Below are 16,095 nucleotides of genomic sequence, written 5' to 3'. Positions count from 1 at the left end.
TGATCAGGCGGCGAGCGCCGGGCGCAAGCCCGTCAGCCGCAGCCAGCCGTCCTCGGCGGCGCGGATCTGGTCGGCATTGGCGAGCCACTGCCACTGGTGCGAGCCCACGCGGCCGTTGGGTCGCCAGAACCGGGCGGTCGCAAGGATGTGGACGTGCGGATGGCCGGTCCAGGCGCCGTCGGCAGCCTTGCGGCCATGGATCGACCAGTCGGCGATCATCCCCTTGTCGACCAGATGCCGGTAGGCGTAGGTTTCGACCAACCATGTCCAGCGCTCGGGTTCGGCCATTGGCAGGTCGGCGACGATGTGAGTCGCCGAGATGGCGCGCGGGCCTTCCAGGGCGGCGGCATCATCGGCATCGCGCCACAGCTGGTCACCGCTCCTGAGTTCGTTCGGGATCTTGTTCTGCGGGTGACAGCGACCGCTAGCCACCAGGTCGCCACGGTCCAGATAGCCATCCGGTACCTTGCCGAACCTGTCGCTTCCGGGGAGCCGGTTGATGTAGCACCAAGACGCGGTCGCGGTGTAGTGGGTCGCGTACGGCCCTTCGCTGGAGCGGCTGTCGCGCCCCGCGGCACAGACGGGTCGGGCGTTGAACGGTGGGCGTGCGCGTTCCGGCAGGACCCCGCGCGGACGCAAGGCGGTGATCGTATCGGTCATGAGGCAGTCCTTGGGACGGAGATCGCGCGTCCGCAGCCGCGGACGCGCGGAGCCGTCAGGCTCGGATCAATGCTTCAAGAGCATTTTTCCATCTGCCTTCTGGCTCACTCCATCCTTCTTCCTGCCCTGCTGTTCAAGAGCTGCGCATGGAGCGCTTTTCCACGCCGGTCACAGACGTGGCCGGGGTTGGGACAACCTCCGTTATTCGATGCCGCCAGCATCTCGCTGCCACTCCCTGCGGGATTGTCTGCCGGCTTTTGGTACATCTGGGCGAGCCTGCTGGCCCACCTCAGCATGTAGCGCCTGCACCGTCGGGACGGTCTCGTGCCCAGCGAGGTGGCGCAACATGGGCGGCGCCCTCCGCCTCTCCTCTGGCTCCGCGACCTTGCCAGGAGTTGCCCGTGCATAAGCGCGTGCCCATTGCCGCAGGTCCTCGTTCTGACGCGCCTTCGCTGTCGCGAGCGCTTTGACGCGCGTCTCGTGACGCCCCGATACGGTCTTGGTCCGCCGAATGGCCTCGGCTGGTGTGATGGTCGTCATCTCGACGCCGAGTTCGCCCGCCACGGCGGCGCAGCGCGCAAGGTAAGCCCGGTCGCCGAACACGGCGACGCGGCCATAGCGTTCCGCGGCAAGCCGTAACGCCGCAGCGATCGTCTCATCTGATCCGTCGTTGACCCAGATAATGGCGCCGGCATCGACCATTGCGGGCTGTCCGGATCGCGCCGTGTCGCCCTCGCGCCAGTAGCGAACGACGTCATCCCGGCGCTCAGCCTCGTAGCCTTGGATCACGGCGACCGGCGGCGCGCCACGTTCCCCATACCATGGCGCAGCGATACCGCCGTCGAGTGCGCCGATGCAGTCGAGATCGATGGCGTCTAGATCGTCGGCGCCCGCAACCGCGCGGCGGAGGACGCGCACTGCGGCGATCCGCGCGTCGAAGGCCGCGCCGAGGGACGCGATGGTGTCAGCGCCGAGCCGCGGCCATGCGGCTGCGATGTCGCGCCGTAGCCGCGGGTCGGCATCGAACCCGGCCAGATCGTCGCGGTGCGCGGCGATGCTCGCCCGCATTTCGGCAAGCGCGGCTTCGCGAGCAGCGATCAGCGCCGCGACCCGCCGGTCGATCGCGGCGCCGATCGCCTGCTCTGTATTGCACCGCTTCAGCCAGGCGGCAGCCTTGGCCGCATCCAGGATGGGAGGGTCGTAAGGCACCAGTTCCACCCCGGCCGGCTCAGTATAGGGTCCGAGCCGATCGGGCTTGACCAGCTGGGTCCAACTGTGCCGCCGGTCGATCTTGCTGAGCTTGACGTGATCAGCTCCCGCGTAGAGCTCGCCGCCATTGTCCTTGCTTCGGATGCCGATGCCGTGTGCCGCAAGATCGCGATGCAGGTCCGGCCAGGAGGTGGCTGCATCGAGGATCGGCCCGGCGGCCTCCTGAGCATGCCGAGTAAACGACATGAACCCCGACTGTTCCTCGAACGCCAGCACCTCGCGGCGAAGCGGCGTCCGCTTGCGAGCGGGCGCCGGTGCCGCGCTCCGGGCGGCCGCCGATGGCTCGGCGCGTCGAACAACATGACCGTTGCGGACCTCGTAGCGCCCACCCGCCTCCGCCTGGAGCTTCTGCTCATATTCGATGCGCGCGATGGCGCGCTGCATCGCCTCCTTCCATTGCGCATGACCCTTCGGTCCGCGACCGAACGGGACGGCTTCGCCCGTTTCCGCATCGACCGTCACGAACATGATGTGGAGGTGGAAATTGTCGGTGTCGCCGTGCGCGGCCCAGAGGATCGCCGATGGCTCGCAGCGCAGCTCGGCCGCGAGCGTCGCGACGGCTTCAATACATTGATCTTCTGTCAGGCGTTCGCCCTCGCGAAGAGACAGTACCCCATGACGAACCGGCTTCTTGATCTTGGCGGATCGCTTTGCCAGCCGCCGCTCGATTTCGGTTACGCCGTTGTCCCAAGCCTGCGCTGTGCCGTTGATCGCTGCCCCTTTGAAAAGTACGCGCTCGCCGGTTGGGAGCGTCGGTTCTGGTTGGCGCGACATATAGGTCGACAAGGTCAGGCCGTGATCGAGGGCTGGCGCCTCGAGGCCGAGCCACCTGCGGTCGGCGGTCGCCAGATAGCGCGTCAGATAGCGCGCGCGCCGATCTGCCTCCTTCGTCTTCGCCTTCGTCTCGATGAGCTTGATGATCATGCACGACCATATCGGCAGCGCCCCGACCTAAGCCAAGCGATCCGCCCAATATCCGCGACATCGTCGCGATCACGGTTGCGAGACCTGCGTCAGCAGGCGGAGCAACCGGATCGACCCGGGTTCGCGGCCACGCGAACCCGCATCCTGTGTCAAAAACCTACCCTGCTGAAAGCAACTGCGGGCACGACGTAGCAATGCATGACAGGCCGTCACGCGTCGCATCGTCACGCGACATAAGGTGAAGCGGCAACTCAGAATGTGGTGTCGGATAGCGACGCACCGCCGCGCCTAGCGCGACATGAAAATTTTAGAATGTCCCAAGTTTCGCGCTGCCTGTTCGGCGATGGGTGGCTCCGTCGAACCACGGAGCACAAGATGCCGCGCAAGAGCCTTGATGGCGCGAAGCTCGCCGCCGACGTGACGAAACTGCTGGCGGCAGACGCGCATTCGCCACCGCAGGCACGTCCGTCCCTGATGGACGCGATGCGGTCGCTCGTCAGCTTCATCGACGTCCGCGCCCGGCTCGGCTGGACCGATCCCATGATCGCCAGGGTGCTGGCCGAAGCCGGATATCCCATCGATGCGGCGACGCTGCGGTCCTATCGCAAGCGGCTGCGCGACGAGGGGCTCATGGGCCCGCTCTCCGCCCGTAAGACGAACTCGGCTGCGCCGGCGCAAGAGCGCCCGACGCAGCGCAAACACGACAGGGCAGCAACCACCATCCCGCCCGAACCACTTCCCGACGCCGCCGTCACAACCGCGGCGGACGACATGCCTGCGGCGATACCCCCCGCTTCAGTCTCGACCGACGCGGCGCCCCGTGCGCCGCCCCCGTCGTCGACGGCCGCGCCGGCGCCATCGATGCCGGGGCGAACCTTCCGAAACAACCCGACCACCCTACCGCCCAATCGGGTGTGAGCATCCGAACCGGGAACGAAATCATGAATTATGCCAACGTAACAACCCCGAACCGCCGGCTCCGGCGAACCATCCTCAGCATCAAGAACAAGGGTGGGGTCGGCGGCAGCCATCTCACCATCGCCACCGCGACCTTGTTGCGGATGAGCGCCGACGGCGCGTTCACCACCGTGCTGGTCGATCTCGACGGCTCCACGGGCACGACCATCAGCAAGATGGGCGAACGTAATTTCGACGGCACCATCCGGGAGGAGCAGTCGCTCGAGCATGGCGTGCCGGCGATCGACCTGTTCGATCCCGACCAGCGCGGCCGACTGCTGCCGCTCACCCAGATCGAGGATCGCTTCCTTATACTCGACGGACCGGCCGCCTCGCTCAACACGTTTCGCGCGCTGACCGAGAACCTCGATGCCGGCGACTTCGCCCAAGCCAATGCCGATGCCGGCCGCGACCTCGTCGTGATGATTCCGATCACGCCGCACCTCGCGTCGATCGCCGCGGTGCCCGACGCGATCGCGATGTTCGGGGACCGCGCCAGCTACGTCGTCGTGCGCAGCATGCTGGGCTACAAGCCCAATGACTATGTGCTCTGGGAGTCGGCCGCGTTCTGCGACAAGTTCGGGCAGGTCGTGAGCGGTCGCTCCAAGGCGATGCTGGCGGAAAGGGGCGGCGTGGTGCTCGACATGCCGACGCTCACCCCGAAGGTGCTGGCGCGCGCCGAGGCGCTCAAGGTGCCGTTCGCCGAGGCGCTGACCTCGCCGCTTCTGGCGCTCGATGAACAGCTCTCGGTCCGCAAGTGGCTCAACGCCTGGGCCGGCCAGCTCGATCTCATCCGCGACGTGCTCGGCATCGACGCCGATTTCGCCTGGACCGTCGCGTGAGCGCGCCCGGCAGCGGCGAGCGCCGCAAGACGTCCGACGCGCTGCTGCGGCAGCTCATCACCGACGATGAGTATCTGGCCGTGCTCGAATATTCGCGGGAGGAGGCGCTCGAGAGGGACAGCACGGTGTTCTTCCTGGTCGCCCTGCTCAAGGTGTTCGCGTTCGCGTTCGATCGTTTCCTGCGGATCATCGAGATCGCCGATGCGGGTAGCGCGGCCCTCCTGGCCGCCACCCGGCAGAGCAGTACGCACGTGGACCAGACGCTGACCCGCAACCGGGATCTGTTCGAGAAGGTCCTGACCAAGAACGTGGAGCTGATGGGCTATTATGTCGGCGAGATGCGATCCGCTATGGGCGAGATCCGCGTTGTTAAGGAAGATCTCGAGAAGACGGCATCGGACGCCAGGGCGACCTACCAGCTGTACAAGCGCCTGACCGGTGATGGTGCCGGCAAGGCGCTCTCCCAGCAGTTCATGCGCGCGGTATCGTTCGCCCACGAGCAGGCCATGCCCGATTACCGCCAGCAGCTGAGCGAGCTCATCGGCATGAAGCTCGGCGGGTTTGCGATCCTGGCCGCGCTCATGACGGTCGAGATCGTGATCCTCGGCGTCGTGATCCTGATCTGGAAATAGGCGGTTTGGCGAAAATGCCCCTCCCGCCTAGAACTGGTCGATGAAGAGCATCGTCATCACCGAAATCGAGGCGTTGATCCTCCGTCACCGGTTGCTGGACCGGCTGAACGGCCGTGCCGATATCGTCGCGCCAGCTTCGATCACGCCGCTGCTCGCCCGGCGGATCAGGCGGTATCTGGTGGCGGGCCTCGACTATCCGGGCGAGCCCGGGGTCAACGGCTGGCCGGTGCAGACCGGGGGGCGGTACGTCAAACTGTGCTTCTCGCCGCTCGCCCAGGCGCACGGCGACACCGCCGATGCTCGCCAGCCTTTCCGGCTGCCGCTGACGATCGCAGACTATTTCGCCTATGTCGAGCAGATCACCGGACTGGATCCGGCATGCGACGACGCGCTGATGGACCTGTTCCGGTTCACGCCGGCCTGGCTGTTCGACGCAACCGCAGCGATGCGCGCGGAATGTCCCCAGGCTTGGACGCTGCTGCTCAGCAATGAGTTCGCGCTTGCCTGCCGGCATTGGCCGAGACTGCGGCTGGTTGTCGAGCGTAGCCCGTTCCGGCACGAACTCGTCCACGGGTTCATGATCCTTGCCGAGCTCGAACGCGCGCATCTCGTCATGCGGCACCTCGCTCGCGCTCGCGCGATCATCGGCCGGCCCGACTTTCTCGATGCGCTGCGGTCGGAAGCGCCGCTGTCATCATGGTTCAAACCTGGCGATCTGCACGAGATTTACCGCTGGCTGGACTATGCCTGCTTCTCATCGGGCGCGGTGAGCGATCTCCTGTTCGACCGCTCCACGAGCCAGATCGCCGGCCTGCCCGCCGGCTATCCGCTCTGGGCGGCCGCCCGGGGTGCAATCCCGGGGCCGGCCAGCACCTTCGGCGATCATACCCAAGTGCGCGAGGTTATGGCCAAGGTGTTCGCATTGCCGCCGTTGCCACCCGCGTCGGATGCTCATCGGGCAGGCCCCTCGCACGAGCGGAAGCGCCCCATGTTGCGCGACCACAATCTGTTTCGCTGGTACGGCCAGACCAACGCCGTGTTGCCGCTGATCGCGCTGGACGGTGTGCGCGACACCTACCCCACGAGGCGTGTACCAAACCTCCCGCGCCCTGCGGGTCGCGCCCCAACTTCGACCCGGCCGCAGCTGGTCACGCTCGCCTCCGCCATCCGCGCGAGCGCCGATCCGGCGGCGCAGGCAGCGTTGGTTGCCGCCGCGACGAGCTACATCGAGGGCTCGCGCAAGTTCGCCGGCGCTGACATCCTCCTCGACCACAACCGCAAAATCGCCCTTCGCATGGCCAATCTCCATCTGCCGCAGCGCCTGGGTGGCGGCTCCGGAGCCCGGTTCGATCCCACCATGTGGCTGACGCCGACCCGGGACGCGGCGTTCTGGCGCATGTTCATCGATATCCGCCGTGGCGGGCGGCTCCACCGCGCCCCGCACGCGAGGCACCGCACCATGATGCGGCAGTCACTCGGCATCCTGCGTCGCGCGTTCGGACCCCGGTTCGCTCAGCTGTCCTGGTCCGCGGAGACCGTACGGGTCGTCTGCGACTTGGCCTGCGCCATCGGGCCGATCAGCGGCAACCCTCAGATCGCCCATGCTATCCAGCAGCTCGAGAAGAAGCCGAGCATCCGCCGGCGGCTCGGCATCACCAGGCGCGCCGGCTACGGCCATGGCAAGAACGGCCTTGCCGCGACGTCCCATATAGGCGGTTCCAGACCGTGAGCCGCCGCACAAGTGAGGAGCTTCGGCGGCAAGTCCGGGAGGAACACTCGGCCCGGCTTCAGGCAGCCGCCGACCGCTACGAGAAGGCGGGGCTGCTCGCCGACGCCATCCACCTGCAGGCGGCGATCAGGACGGCGGGCAAGGCCCGCCAATGGTCGTGACACATGCGCGATCCTCCAGAGCGGCTACATCTCGAAATGCTCGGACCGCCGGTCGCCAGGCTGACGATCGAGCAGAACGGCCTCGATCCGCAGGTACAGTCCCCCTGGGAGCAGCTCCGCCAACGACGGGGCGGACAACGGGTTTCGGTTGAGGCGAGGTCGGGCGGCACGGCTCCGGGGGCGGCGATGCCATACCCGCGGCTATCCCTCCCGGACAGGAAGGCAGGTCAGATATGAAGATGATCAACGATCCACACCTCCGATACGCGGAGGCGACGATGCGGCTGCTCGACACGCCCGGTGCACGCCCAAGCCCAGACGCGTTCCGCGTCATCTGCGGCGGCACGATCAGTGACGAGGCGCAGACCGCCGCCCTGCTGTCGATGGCACTCGAGACGACCGGCGGCCTGCTTTACCTCGAAATGCCCGAGCAGGCGGTGTGGCTCGGGCCGCAGCGGCTTATTGTCCTCCGCCTGACGGGGCACGTCGAGCGCCGCTTTGACGTGGAGCCCGACTGCGCGTTCTGGACCGCGGATGGGCAAGCGCCACTCCTCATCGCCTCACGCGACGGCAGCCGCCACTTCGAACTTGGAGAGGAAGGGCTGACGGCGCATGACGGTTCGCCAGCCGGCGACTTGAACGGCGGCTTCGCACGCGCAGCCGAGCGGCTGCGCACGGAGGCGGGAGCGGCCGAGGCGCACCAGCAGCCGCGCGAAATCGCGGACATGATCGAGGACAAGGCGCTCGACCCGGAGTTCAGGCTGGAGCTGCTGGCCAGCTCCGATCCCGAAGCCCGCGCGAACATGATGCGACACACGGTCGCGCTCACCGGGAGGCTCCACGACCGGGAGGTGAGCGGTCTCCTGATTGGGGCCGACTTCAAGACGACCCTGGAGGGTGTGGAGCGGATCAGGGACCTGACGGCGGCCGATGGCAACGACCGGCTCATGGTCGGCTTCGACGTCGACGACGCGCGAGGCCCTCCGGCCGGCTTCGGGCTGTGGCATGCCCGGAAAGGGGTCACGACTTTCTACGACCGGTGCGCGCCCTGGATGCCGCCGACCGGTAACCGCGCCTGGCTGATCGCCCAGAACGACAGCCAGATCATGCTCTTTCGCTTCCAGAGCGGCCGGCTCGCCGGAACGCCTGGCCGACCTGCCGCTGACCCGTGGCCCGGCATCCGGCGCGCCCGGGAGCGTCTCGCCAAACTCGTCGGGACGCCCGCCGTGCGGAACGCAGTGGGCGACGTGCAGGTCCGGATCCAGACGGGAACCGGCGAGCCGACGTTCGCCACGCTCCCGACGGGACCGCTCAGCGAGCCCCGGTGATGCAGCCAAGGTTCCCGGCCGGGCTGGTCGAAGCCACGGGGCACGCTCGCGCTGGCCACCGCGCTGGCGCAAACCACGCGCACCTTCTCGGTCGTCGTCCGGGTAGCGGCAAAACTAGGGGCGCTGCCCTGGACGGGGTCAAGTGCCGGCGCCCTTACATCGCGCCACTAGCGCTCCCGATAGGCAGCTGTCGGGCTCGGCCTATATCGCTCGCGAAACACGGACATTTGCCGGGCAGCTCGAGTTCAAACCCCGTTTCACGGGTGTCCGTAGCCCAAAGTCCAACGGCATCTTCGAAGCCTTCGTGCATCCCATCAAACGTGATTATGTCCGCGTCTCACCGCTCCCGATGGGCGCACCGCGTTGACAGCGCTTGCGGGATGGATCGAGGACTACAACAATCATCCCCGTTCGGGACTCAAAATGCGTTCGTCGCGAGCATCGCGCTCTGGGTTCAGCAACCGCTCAAGTCCGCTCCGCGAACGGGGGCCAGATCAGAATCCGCTCCGTGTGCGGTGCATCGTCGCACATCTCGCGGAGAACCTTGCGGCAGAATTGCTGATGCTTCCGAGGAATGCGCTGTCCGACCTCGACGCGCTCGGCGAGTAAACGGCCCGGCCAAGAGGCGAGCATGTGATCGTGTAGTCTGCGAGCGGGCGGGCTCATTGAGCGAGCCAAGTTTTTCCGAGAGCAGCGCGCTCAAATGGTGAGCCTCAGCCCAACATCGGGGAATCTTCGCTCCAGCATCGGGCCGTGACGGGAGAGCCCCACAATTAGACATCCAGGCTGCATCCCGGCCGTTCCAGCTTCAGTCATTCGTAAATCTAGTTCGCGCGCGCTCATAGCCGCTGCCATGCGGAGCTAGCGAGTATGCTCCGCGGCGCGGCGCATCAGGCGGCGGAGCCAGAGCAAGGCTGGGTCGGTCGTGCGGCGTCGGCTCCAGATCGCGACCATTTCGAGGTCGGGCACGGGTATGGGCGGGGAAAGGATGCGAAGCGGCAGGGATCGGGCGGCCAGCCTGGCGACGCCGCGCGGCACGAGCGCTACGCAGTTCGAAGTTGCCACGATGAGCGGCAGGATCGTGAAATTGGAGCTCATCACTCTGTTGAACTGCGCCTCACCCCGCTCGTCGAGCGACGTCTGTTCAAGGCTGGCGGCGAAGTCGACCTCGAGCGCGAACGTGGCATGCGGCCGGTCGGCATAGTCGATCGTGTCGCTTGATCCTTCGTCGTCGCGTGCGATGCACACGAAGGGCTCGACCAGCAGGTCCTCGGTCATGAGCCCCGCCCGCAGCCGCTGCGATGTTTGCATCAGCGCTCGCACGATCTGCACCGGTGAGAGGATCAGGTCGATTTCCTCGGCCAACAACCGTTCAGCGGAACGACCGCTCGCCGTTACCATCTGAACCGTGACGTTCGGCGCCTCGTCCGCCAGCATCACTGCGATCTGTGGAAGCATGGTGGCTGCGAGGTGATCGGCCGTGGCGATCCGGAAATGGCGCGAGGCGGTCCCCGGCTCGAACGGGTCACGCGCAACCACTTCGCCCAAGGTGCGCAAGGCTGTGTCGAGTGGATCGAGCAGCCGCTGTGCGCGGTCGGTCAGCCGGAAACCGCGGCCGTCCCGCACCAGCAATTCGTCGCCAAAATGGTCGCGGAGTCGCTTCAGGATGTTGCTGACGGCGGATTGCGTGAGATTGAGCTCGTCGGCGGCGCGCGTGAGATTGCGATGCTTCAAAACGGCGTGCAGCACAGGCAGCATATTGAGGTTGATCGTGCGTAGCCGACCTTCAACCGCCCTGCTCATTGGATGTCCTCCCCTGATCAGGTAAAGCTAACCATCACGCAGCGTGATGCAAGCCGTCACGCATCTTCGTTTCTCGAAAGGACCGCAACAGCGCATCCAGACCGGCGCCCGCACCATCCGCGGCGGAGCGAACTAAAGCCGGCATGGAACCGGCCAGCCAGTGGGGAGGAAGCTGTGACGCCATCGGTCCGTCGCATTTCGACGATGTTACTCGCCGGCAGCGCCGCGGCGCTTACCGCGAGCGTTGCTCAGGCGCAGGATCAGGCCTCGACTCCCGCCGCGGCCGATGCGCCCGCCGTAGACAAGGGCGACATCGTCGTCACCGCGCGCCGCCGCGACGAGACAGCGCAGCGCATACCGATCTCGATCGGCGTCGTCACGCCCGAGGCGATCGCCAAGACCGGCCTCGCCTCGATCGCCGATTTGCCGTCGATCGCGCCCGGTGTCACCATCGCCAAGCCACCCGCGGGTGCCGAGGCGGGCGTCACGATCCGCGGCCTCGGTTCGGCTCCAGGCGCGCCGTCATTCGACAGCTCGGTCAGCCTGTTCGTCGACGGAATCTACGCACCGCGCGCCCGCGAGTTCGCAGGATCGCTGTTCGACGTCGAACGGATCGAGGTGATCCGCGGCACGCAAGCGGCGCTACTCGGCAAGAACACGAGCCTCGGTGCGATCAACCTCATCACACGCAAGCCGGGATCAACCTTCGAGATCGATGCGCGCACCGCCTATGATTTCAAGCTGGGGTCGCGGGTGTTCGGCGGCGGCGTCGACGTGCCCCTGAGCGACACGCTGCGCGTGCGGGTGTCCGGGCAGAGCAGCTACGATGGCGGCTGGGTCTACAACGTCATCAACGACGATCGGAACCCGCGGACCCATGACGACGCGATCCGCGGCATCGCTGTTTGGAAGCCGACATCGACACTGGACGTCACCGCGCTGGCGCAACACGACCTCACGCGTGTCCGGGGTAACCCGACCGAGTTCATCGCGATCTCTTCGGCACCGCCGCTCGCGCCGCTGCTGCAGCAGCTTGGCGGCTTTCCGGGCACGCTCGACACGCAGCTCGACCGGCGCAACGCAACCTATTTCGGCGTGCCCGGCGGAGAGCAAGCCGAGCGGTTGCTGAACGATCGTTATGGCCTGACCGCCAATCTGAAGCTCGGGGAATACACACTCACCTCGATCACCGGCTATTCGCGGTATCACGACGCCAACGATTTCGATGCCGATGGGCAAGCCGGAAACTGGGCGACGCGGTCGGTGCTCGAACGGTCCAGGCAATTCTCGCAGGAGGTGCGGCTGGTGTCGCCGGCATCGCGGCCGCTCGATTACGTCATCGGTGCGCTCTACATCGACAACCACCTCTTCAACCAGACGACGATCGCCGCCAACTATCCGTTCGGCCCTGTTCCGGGCGTGCTCCTGACGGGGACGTCGCGCACCGATTTCGACCAGAGCACCAAAACGGAGTCGGTGTTCGGTCAATCGACCTATCGGGTCACCGACCGGCTGCGGCTGGAAGGTGGGTTGCGCTACACCCACGAAAACAAGTCGGTGGTTCTCGGCCGGGTCGCGACGATGCCCGGCTTCTACTCGATCGTCGCAAGCCCGCCCTACGCCAGCTTTGGCCGCGACCGGCGCGAGAACAATCTCGATTATTCGGGCGGCGTGCAGTTCGACCTGACCCGCGACGCGATGCTTTACGTCTCATATGGCAAGGGGACGAAGAGCGGCGGCTTTGCGTCCAACACCACTCTCCTCGACCGCGCCGAATATTCGAGCGAGCGCGCCCGAACGCTCGAAGCGGGCGTGAAGTTGCAGGACGCCGGGCGGCGCTGGCTGCTCAATCTTTCGGTGTTCAATACCGATGTCGACGGGTTCCAAACGGTGACCTTCAACGGTGTCAGCTTCGACATCACCAATCAGAATCTGCGCAGCCGCGGCTTCGAGATCGAGAGCTGGTGGTCGCCGCTCACGGGCCTGCGGCTGTTCGCCAACGGAACCTATGCGCACGTCCGAGACCGGCAGACCGACGCGCGCATTCCGCTGTCGCCCGAACTCCAGGGCAGCGCCGGGATCAGCTATCAATCGGCGATCGGCCGCGGGCTGCAGCTCGGCGTCGATGCCTCAGTCGACCATCGCTCCAGCCGCACGTCGCAGAATGATCCGGCGGTGCCGGTCAGCGCGCCGTTCACGCCGATAAACGCGAGCGTCGCGGTGGGCGCGGTGGATAAGCGCTGGGAGCTGCGGCTGATCGGCCGCAACCTCGCCAACGACAACAGCGCCGCCTTCGTGTTCCCGACGCCGTTCCTGCCCGCCGGCAATTACAATGCCGTGTCGGAGCGGCCGACGACGATCACGTTGCAGTTCAGCGTCCGCTACTGACCGAAAGGATCGCTCGTGGAGCCCCTCATCCGTGTCGAGGACATCGCCCATGTCCGCTTCACCGCACCCGATCTGCCGTGCATGGCGGCATTCCTCCAGGACTTCGGCCTGTCGACGTTCGAGGACGCCGGCGTCCTCTATGCGCGCGGACTGAACGGCGCACCGTTTCTCCATGCGACCGGGCCGGGCGAGCCCGGGTTCGCGGGGCTGGGCCTGCGGGCGGCGAGCATCAAGGATCTGGCCCGCCTCGCCGCGGCCGAGGGCGTAACCGTGGAGCCCTTTCAGGCGCCGGGCGGCGGGCACGTCGTCAGCCTGCGTGATCCCGACGGTAATCTGGTCGAGATCGTTGCCGGTCAGGCGTGGGAGAGCCCGCCTCCCCCAGAGCCCGAATGGCCGTTCAACTCGGCCGCCGATTTCCTCCGATCCCGCCGCGCGGTGCGCACCACGCCCGGCCCGTCGCACATATTCCGCCTCGGCCATTGCGTCCTCAATGTCGCCGACTTCCGCAGGTCGGAGAATTGGTACAAGGCGCGCTTCGGGTTCATCACCTCCGACGAGATCGAGGCATCGAGCGGCGTCGCGATGGGCGCGTTCATGCGCTGCGACCGCGGCGACCAACCGTCAGACCATCACACCTTGTTCCTCGCGCAACTGCCGAGCGGGCCGGGCTTCAACCATGCCGCGTTCGAAGTGCTGGGTCTCAACGATTTGATGCTGGGCCACGATCATCTGCGCACGCGAAAGCACAAAGCGGCGTGGGGCGTCGGCCGCCACATCCTCGGCAGCCAGATCTTCGATTATTGGAAGGATCCCTGGGGCCACGAGCTAGAACATTGGACCGACGGCGATCGCTTCACCGCCGACGACGGATCGAACGTCGCCACCGTCGACGATCTGCTGTCGGTACAATGGGGCTCCCCGCATCCGATGTTCGCGCGGCGGCTGGCGCCGAGCCCGCGCACGATCGGCCGGCTGATGGCGCTGAACGTGCGCGCCCGACGCCTCTTTCGCTTCCGCCAACGGGAGAAGACGGCATGAGACTGGCTACCTATCGTCACGCGGGCGGGTTGCGGACGGGGATCGTCGTCGACGATCGCGTCATCCCGACCGGCCATGACGGCACGATGATCGACCTGATCGCCGACTGGGATCGCCTGCGGCCCGATCTGGAGGCGCGCGCGGCGGCGGCGGACGACGCGATGCCGCTTGCCTCGGTGAAGTTGGCGGCGCCGATAGAGCGTCCCGGCAAGATCTGGGCGATCGGGCTCAACTATGCCGACCATATCGCGGAATCGAAGATGGAAACACCGCAGCGGCAGGTCTGGTTCACGAAGGCACAGACCTCGATCAACGGCCCCTATGACCCGATCCTGATCGCGCGCGGCACCGCGACGCCCGATTACGAGGTCGAACTGGTCGCGGTAATCGGCCGGCGCGGCAAGCATATCCCGGCCGAGCGCGCGGCCGACCATGTCTTCGGCTATTGCGTGGGCAACGACGTGACCGAACGGATGTGGCAGCACGCCGGGCCGCAATGGTCGCTCGGCAAGAGCTTCGACACGCATGCGCCGATCGGGCCGTGGCTGACGACCGCCGACGCGGTACCCGATCCGCACGCGCTCGACCTGCGCTGCTTCGTCAACGGCGAGCTGCGCCAGCAGTCGAATACCCGGCACCTCGTCTTCGACCTGTGGCAACAGATCGAACATCTCTCGACCGCGATGACGCTTGAGCCCGGGGATCTGATCTTCACCGGCACGCCGGGCGGCGTCGGCGCGGCGATGGACCCGCGCCGGTTTCTGAAGGCGGGCGATGTCGTCCGCTGCGAGATCGACACCCTCGGCCATATCGAGGCCGCGATGGCGAACGAATCATGAGCGCGGCGCCCGATTGCGATATCGTCATCGTCGGAGCCGGTCCGACGGGGCTGACGCTCGCGCTGCTCCTCGCGCGGCGTGGCCTGTCGGTGATTGTCGCCGAAAAAGAGGCGGGCCTGTATCCGTTGCCGCGGGCCGCGCACATCGACCACCAGATCGTCCGCGTGTTCCAGGAGCTTGGGCTTGCCGACGCGGTGCTCCACGCCTGCCGCACCACGGCGCGCTACGACTTCCTCACCGCCGACGGCCAGGTGCTGCTCCGGATCGAAGGATCCGACGCGATCGGTGACGGCGGCTGGCCGATCGCCAACATGATCCATCAGCCTTCAATCGAAGCGGCACTCCGCGCGGAAGCGGCACGCATCGGCGTGCCGGTACGCGACGGCTGGTGCTTTGCCTCGCTTACCGAGGGCGTAGACGGCGTCGATGCCCGTTTCGACACGCCCAGCGGCAGCGCCACGATTCGCGCCCGCTATCTCGTCGCCTGCGACGGCGCACGCTCGCCGGTTCGCGCCGCGATCGGCGTCGAGATGGAGGATCTCGGCTTCGACGAGCCATGGATGGTGGTCGACACCATCGTGCGCGATCCGTCCCGCCTGCCGAACGTCAATCTCCAGATCTGCGATCCGGCGCGGCCGACCACCTGCGTGCTGATGGGCGCTGGGCGGCACCGCTGGGAATTCATGGTGAAGCCGGGCGAAGACGTCGATACGCTGCTCGGCGATGGCAGCATAGCGGCGCTGCTCGCGCCCTGGAATGTCGTGGGCGCGGTCGAGATCGAGCGCAAGGCGGTCTACCGGTTTAATGCCATGGTCGCCCGTGCGTGGCGGCGCGGCCGCGTCCTGCTCGCCGGCGACGCCGCGCACCGGATGCCGCCTTTTGCCGGGCAAGGGCTCTGCTCGGGCGTCCGCGATGCGGCGAACCTCGCCTGGAAGCTGGCCGCGATCCTCCACACCGCCGCGCCGGACGCGCTGCTCGACACCTATCAACCAGAACGCGAGCCCAACGTCCGGTCGATCATCGCGATGGCGATGATGATGGGACAGACGGTCTGCATCACCGATCCCGACGCCGCCGCCGCACGCGACGCGACGATGCTGGCCGCGCGTGCCGCCGGGCAGGGCGGCGATGGGCCGCCCCAATACGCACCGATCAACACGGGGATCATCCTCGCCGGCAGCCCGGGTGCCGGCCGCTATTTCCCCCAGCCGCTCTGCCCGGCGGGTGGCCGGCTGGACGACGCGCTTGGCGAAGGCGCGTGGCTGATCGTCCGCGCAGGCCCGCTGCCGTTCGCCGCCGGGTTGACCGCGGTACGGCTCGACGACCGGGTGCTCGCCCCGTTTGCCGATGTGCTCGGCACGTGGCTCGACGCCCACGCTGCCGAGGCGGTCCTGGTGCGGCCCGATCGCCAGATCTTCGGCATCGGCGAGCCCGAACCGCTGGTAGCGGCGTGGCGTGCGGCGATGCGCGAGCCGGTCGATGCATGATCGTTCATCCACACCGCCGTCCGCGATACATCCCTTTA

General features: G+C 66.9%; 13 protein-coding genes and 1 pseudogene. 11 read left to right on the top strand and 3 right to left on the bottom strand.

Annotated elements, in window-relative coordinates; all coding sequences use genetic code 11:
• Positions 1 to 3: 3 nt before the first annotated feature.
• A complete protein-coding gene (locus DM480_RS13605; RefSeq protein ID WP_115379836.1) occupies positions 4 to 660 on the bottom strand; it encodes a MobA/MobL family protein in 657 nt (218 codons plus the stop codon).
• A 201-nt stretch (positions 661 to 861) separates the two neighbouring features.
• A complete protein-coding gene (locus DM480_RS13600; RefSeq protein WP_115379834.1) occupies positions 862 to 2,853 on the bottom strand; it encodes a relaxase/mobilization nuclease domain-containing protein in 1,992 nt (663 codons plus the stop codon).
• Positions 2,854 to 3,228: 375 nt separating this feature from the next.
• On the opposite strand from DM480_RS13600, the gene DM480_RS13595 reads away from it, so the two are divergent.
• From DM480_RS13595 to DM480_RS13570, 7 genes and pseudogenes are all read left to right on the top strand, one after another.
• Positions 3,229 to 3,771 (top strand): hypothetical protein, encoded by a 543-nt coding sequence (locus tag DM480_RS13595; RefSeq protein ID WP_115379832.1) that lies wholly within the window; start codon positions 3,229 to 3,231, stop codon positions 3,769 to 3,771.
• A gap of 143 nt (positions 3,772 to 3,914) precedes the next feature.
• Positions 3,915 to 4,652 carry a hypothetical protein gene (locus DM480_RS13590; protein ID WP_125471541.1) on the top strand — a complete coding sequence of 246 codons (738 nt, stop codon included), beginning with the start codon at positions 3,915 to 3,917 and terminating at the stop codon, positions 4,650 to 4,652.
• On the top strand, positions 4,649 to 5,284 hold the full coding sequence (locus DM480_RS13585; RefSeq protein ID WP_115379828.1) for a hypothetical protein: 636 nt from the start codon (positions 4,649 to 4,651) through the stop codon (positions 5,282 to 5,284). Before DM480_RS13590 ends, DM480_RS13585 begins: the two co-directional genes overlap by 4 nt.
• A 40-nt stretch (positions 5,285 to 5,324) precedes the next feature.
• The gene (locus DM480_RS13580; RefSeq protein WP_115379825.1) at positions 5,325 to 7,013 is read left to right on the top strand and encodes a hypothetical protein; all 1,689 of its coding nucleotides are present in this window, start codon (positions 5,325 to 5,327) and stop codon (positions 7,011 to 7,013) included.
• Positions 7,010 to 7,174 (top strand): hypothetical protein, encoded by a 165-nt coding sequence (locus DM480_RS18135; protein WP_157968802.1) that lies wholly within the window; start codon positions 7,010 to 7,012, stop codon positions 7,172 to 7,174. The genes DM480_RS13580 and DM480_RS18135 overlap by 4 nt, the downstream gene beginning before the upstream one ends.
• 233 nt (positions 7,175 to 7,407) lie before the next feature.
• Positions 7,408 to 8,502, top strand: coding sequence for a hypothetical protein (locus DM480_RS13575; RefSeq protein ID WP_115379823.1), 1,095 nt, complete (start codon positions 7,408 to 7,410; stop codon positions 8,500 to 8,502).
• Between the two features lie 190 nt (positions 8,503 to 8,692).
• Positions 8,693 to 8,968: pseudogene (locus tag DM480_RS13570) on the top strand (integrase core domain-containing protein); the annotation flags it as partial.
• 395 nt (positions 8,969 to 9,363) lie between these two features.
• Here the strand turns inward: DM480_RS13570 and DM480_RS13565 are convergent.
• Positions 9,364 to 10,305 carry a LysR family transcriptional regulator gene (locus DM480_RS13565; RefSeq protein ID WP_115379821.1) on the bottom strand — a complete coding sequence of 314 codons (942 nt, stop codon included), beginning with the start codon at positions 10,303 to 10,305 and terminating at the stop codon, positions 9,364 to 9,366.
• A 174-nt stretch (positions 10,306 to 10,479) separates the two neighbouring features.
• Here DM480_RS13565 and DM480_RS13560 point away from each other — a divergent pair, with 174 nt between their 5' ends.
• From DM480_RS13560 to DM480_RS13545, 4 genes are read left to right on the top strand one after another with little or no spacing between them, the layout of a single operon-like run.
• The gene (locus DM480_RS13560) at positions 10,480 to 12,693 is read left to right on the top strand and encodes a TonB-dependent receptor (RefSeq protein ID WP_198665840.1); all 2,214 of its coding nucleotides are present in this window, start codon (positions 10,480 to 10,482) and stop codon (positions 12,691 to 12,693) included.
• 15 nt (positions 12,694 to 12,708) lie between these two features.
• Positions 12,709 to 13,731, top strand: coding sequence for a VOC family protein (locus DM480_RS13555; RefSeq protein ID WP_232834008.1), 1,023 nt, complete (start codon positions 12,709 to 12,711; stop codon positions 13,729 to 13,731).
• Complete coding sequence (locus tag DM480_RS13550) at positions 13,728 to 14,570, top strand: fumarylacetoacetate hydrolase family protein (protein WP_115379817.1); 843 nt, start codon at positions 13,728 to 13,730, stop codon at positions 14,568 to 14,570. The genes DM480_RS13555 and DM480_RS13550 overlap by 4 nt, the downstream gene beginning before the upstream one ends.
• Complete coding sequence (locus DM480_RS13545; RefSeq protein ID WP_115379815.1) at positions 14,567 to 16,057, top strand: bifunctional 3-(3-hydroxy-phenyl)propionate/3-hydroxycinnamic acid hydroxylase; 1,491 nt, start codon at positions 14,567 to 14,569, stop codon at positions 16,055 to 16,057. The genes DM480_RS13550 and DM480_RS13545 overlap by 4 nt, the downstream gene beginning before the upstream one ends.
• Positions 16,058 to 16,095: the final 38 nt, after the last annotated feature.

Origin of the sequence: Sphingomonas sp. FARSPH (assembly GCF_003355005.1) — a bacterium.
Taxonomy (GTDB): Bacteria; Pseudomonadota; Alphaproteobacteria; order Sphingomonadales; family Sphingomonadaceae; genus Sphingomonas.
Note: the sequence above shows the minus strand (reverse complement) of the source record. Positions and strands in the feature narration are given on the sequence as shown.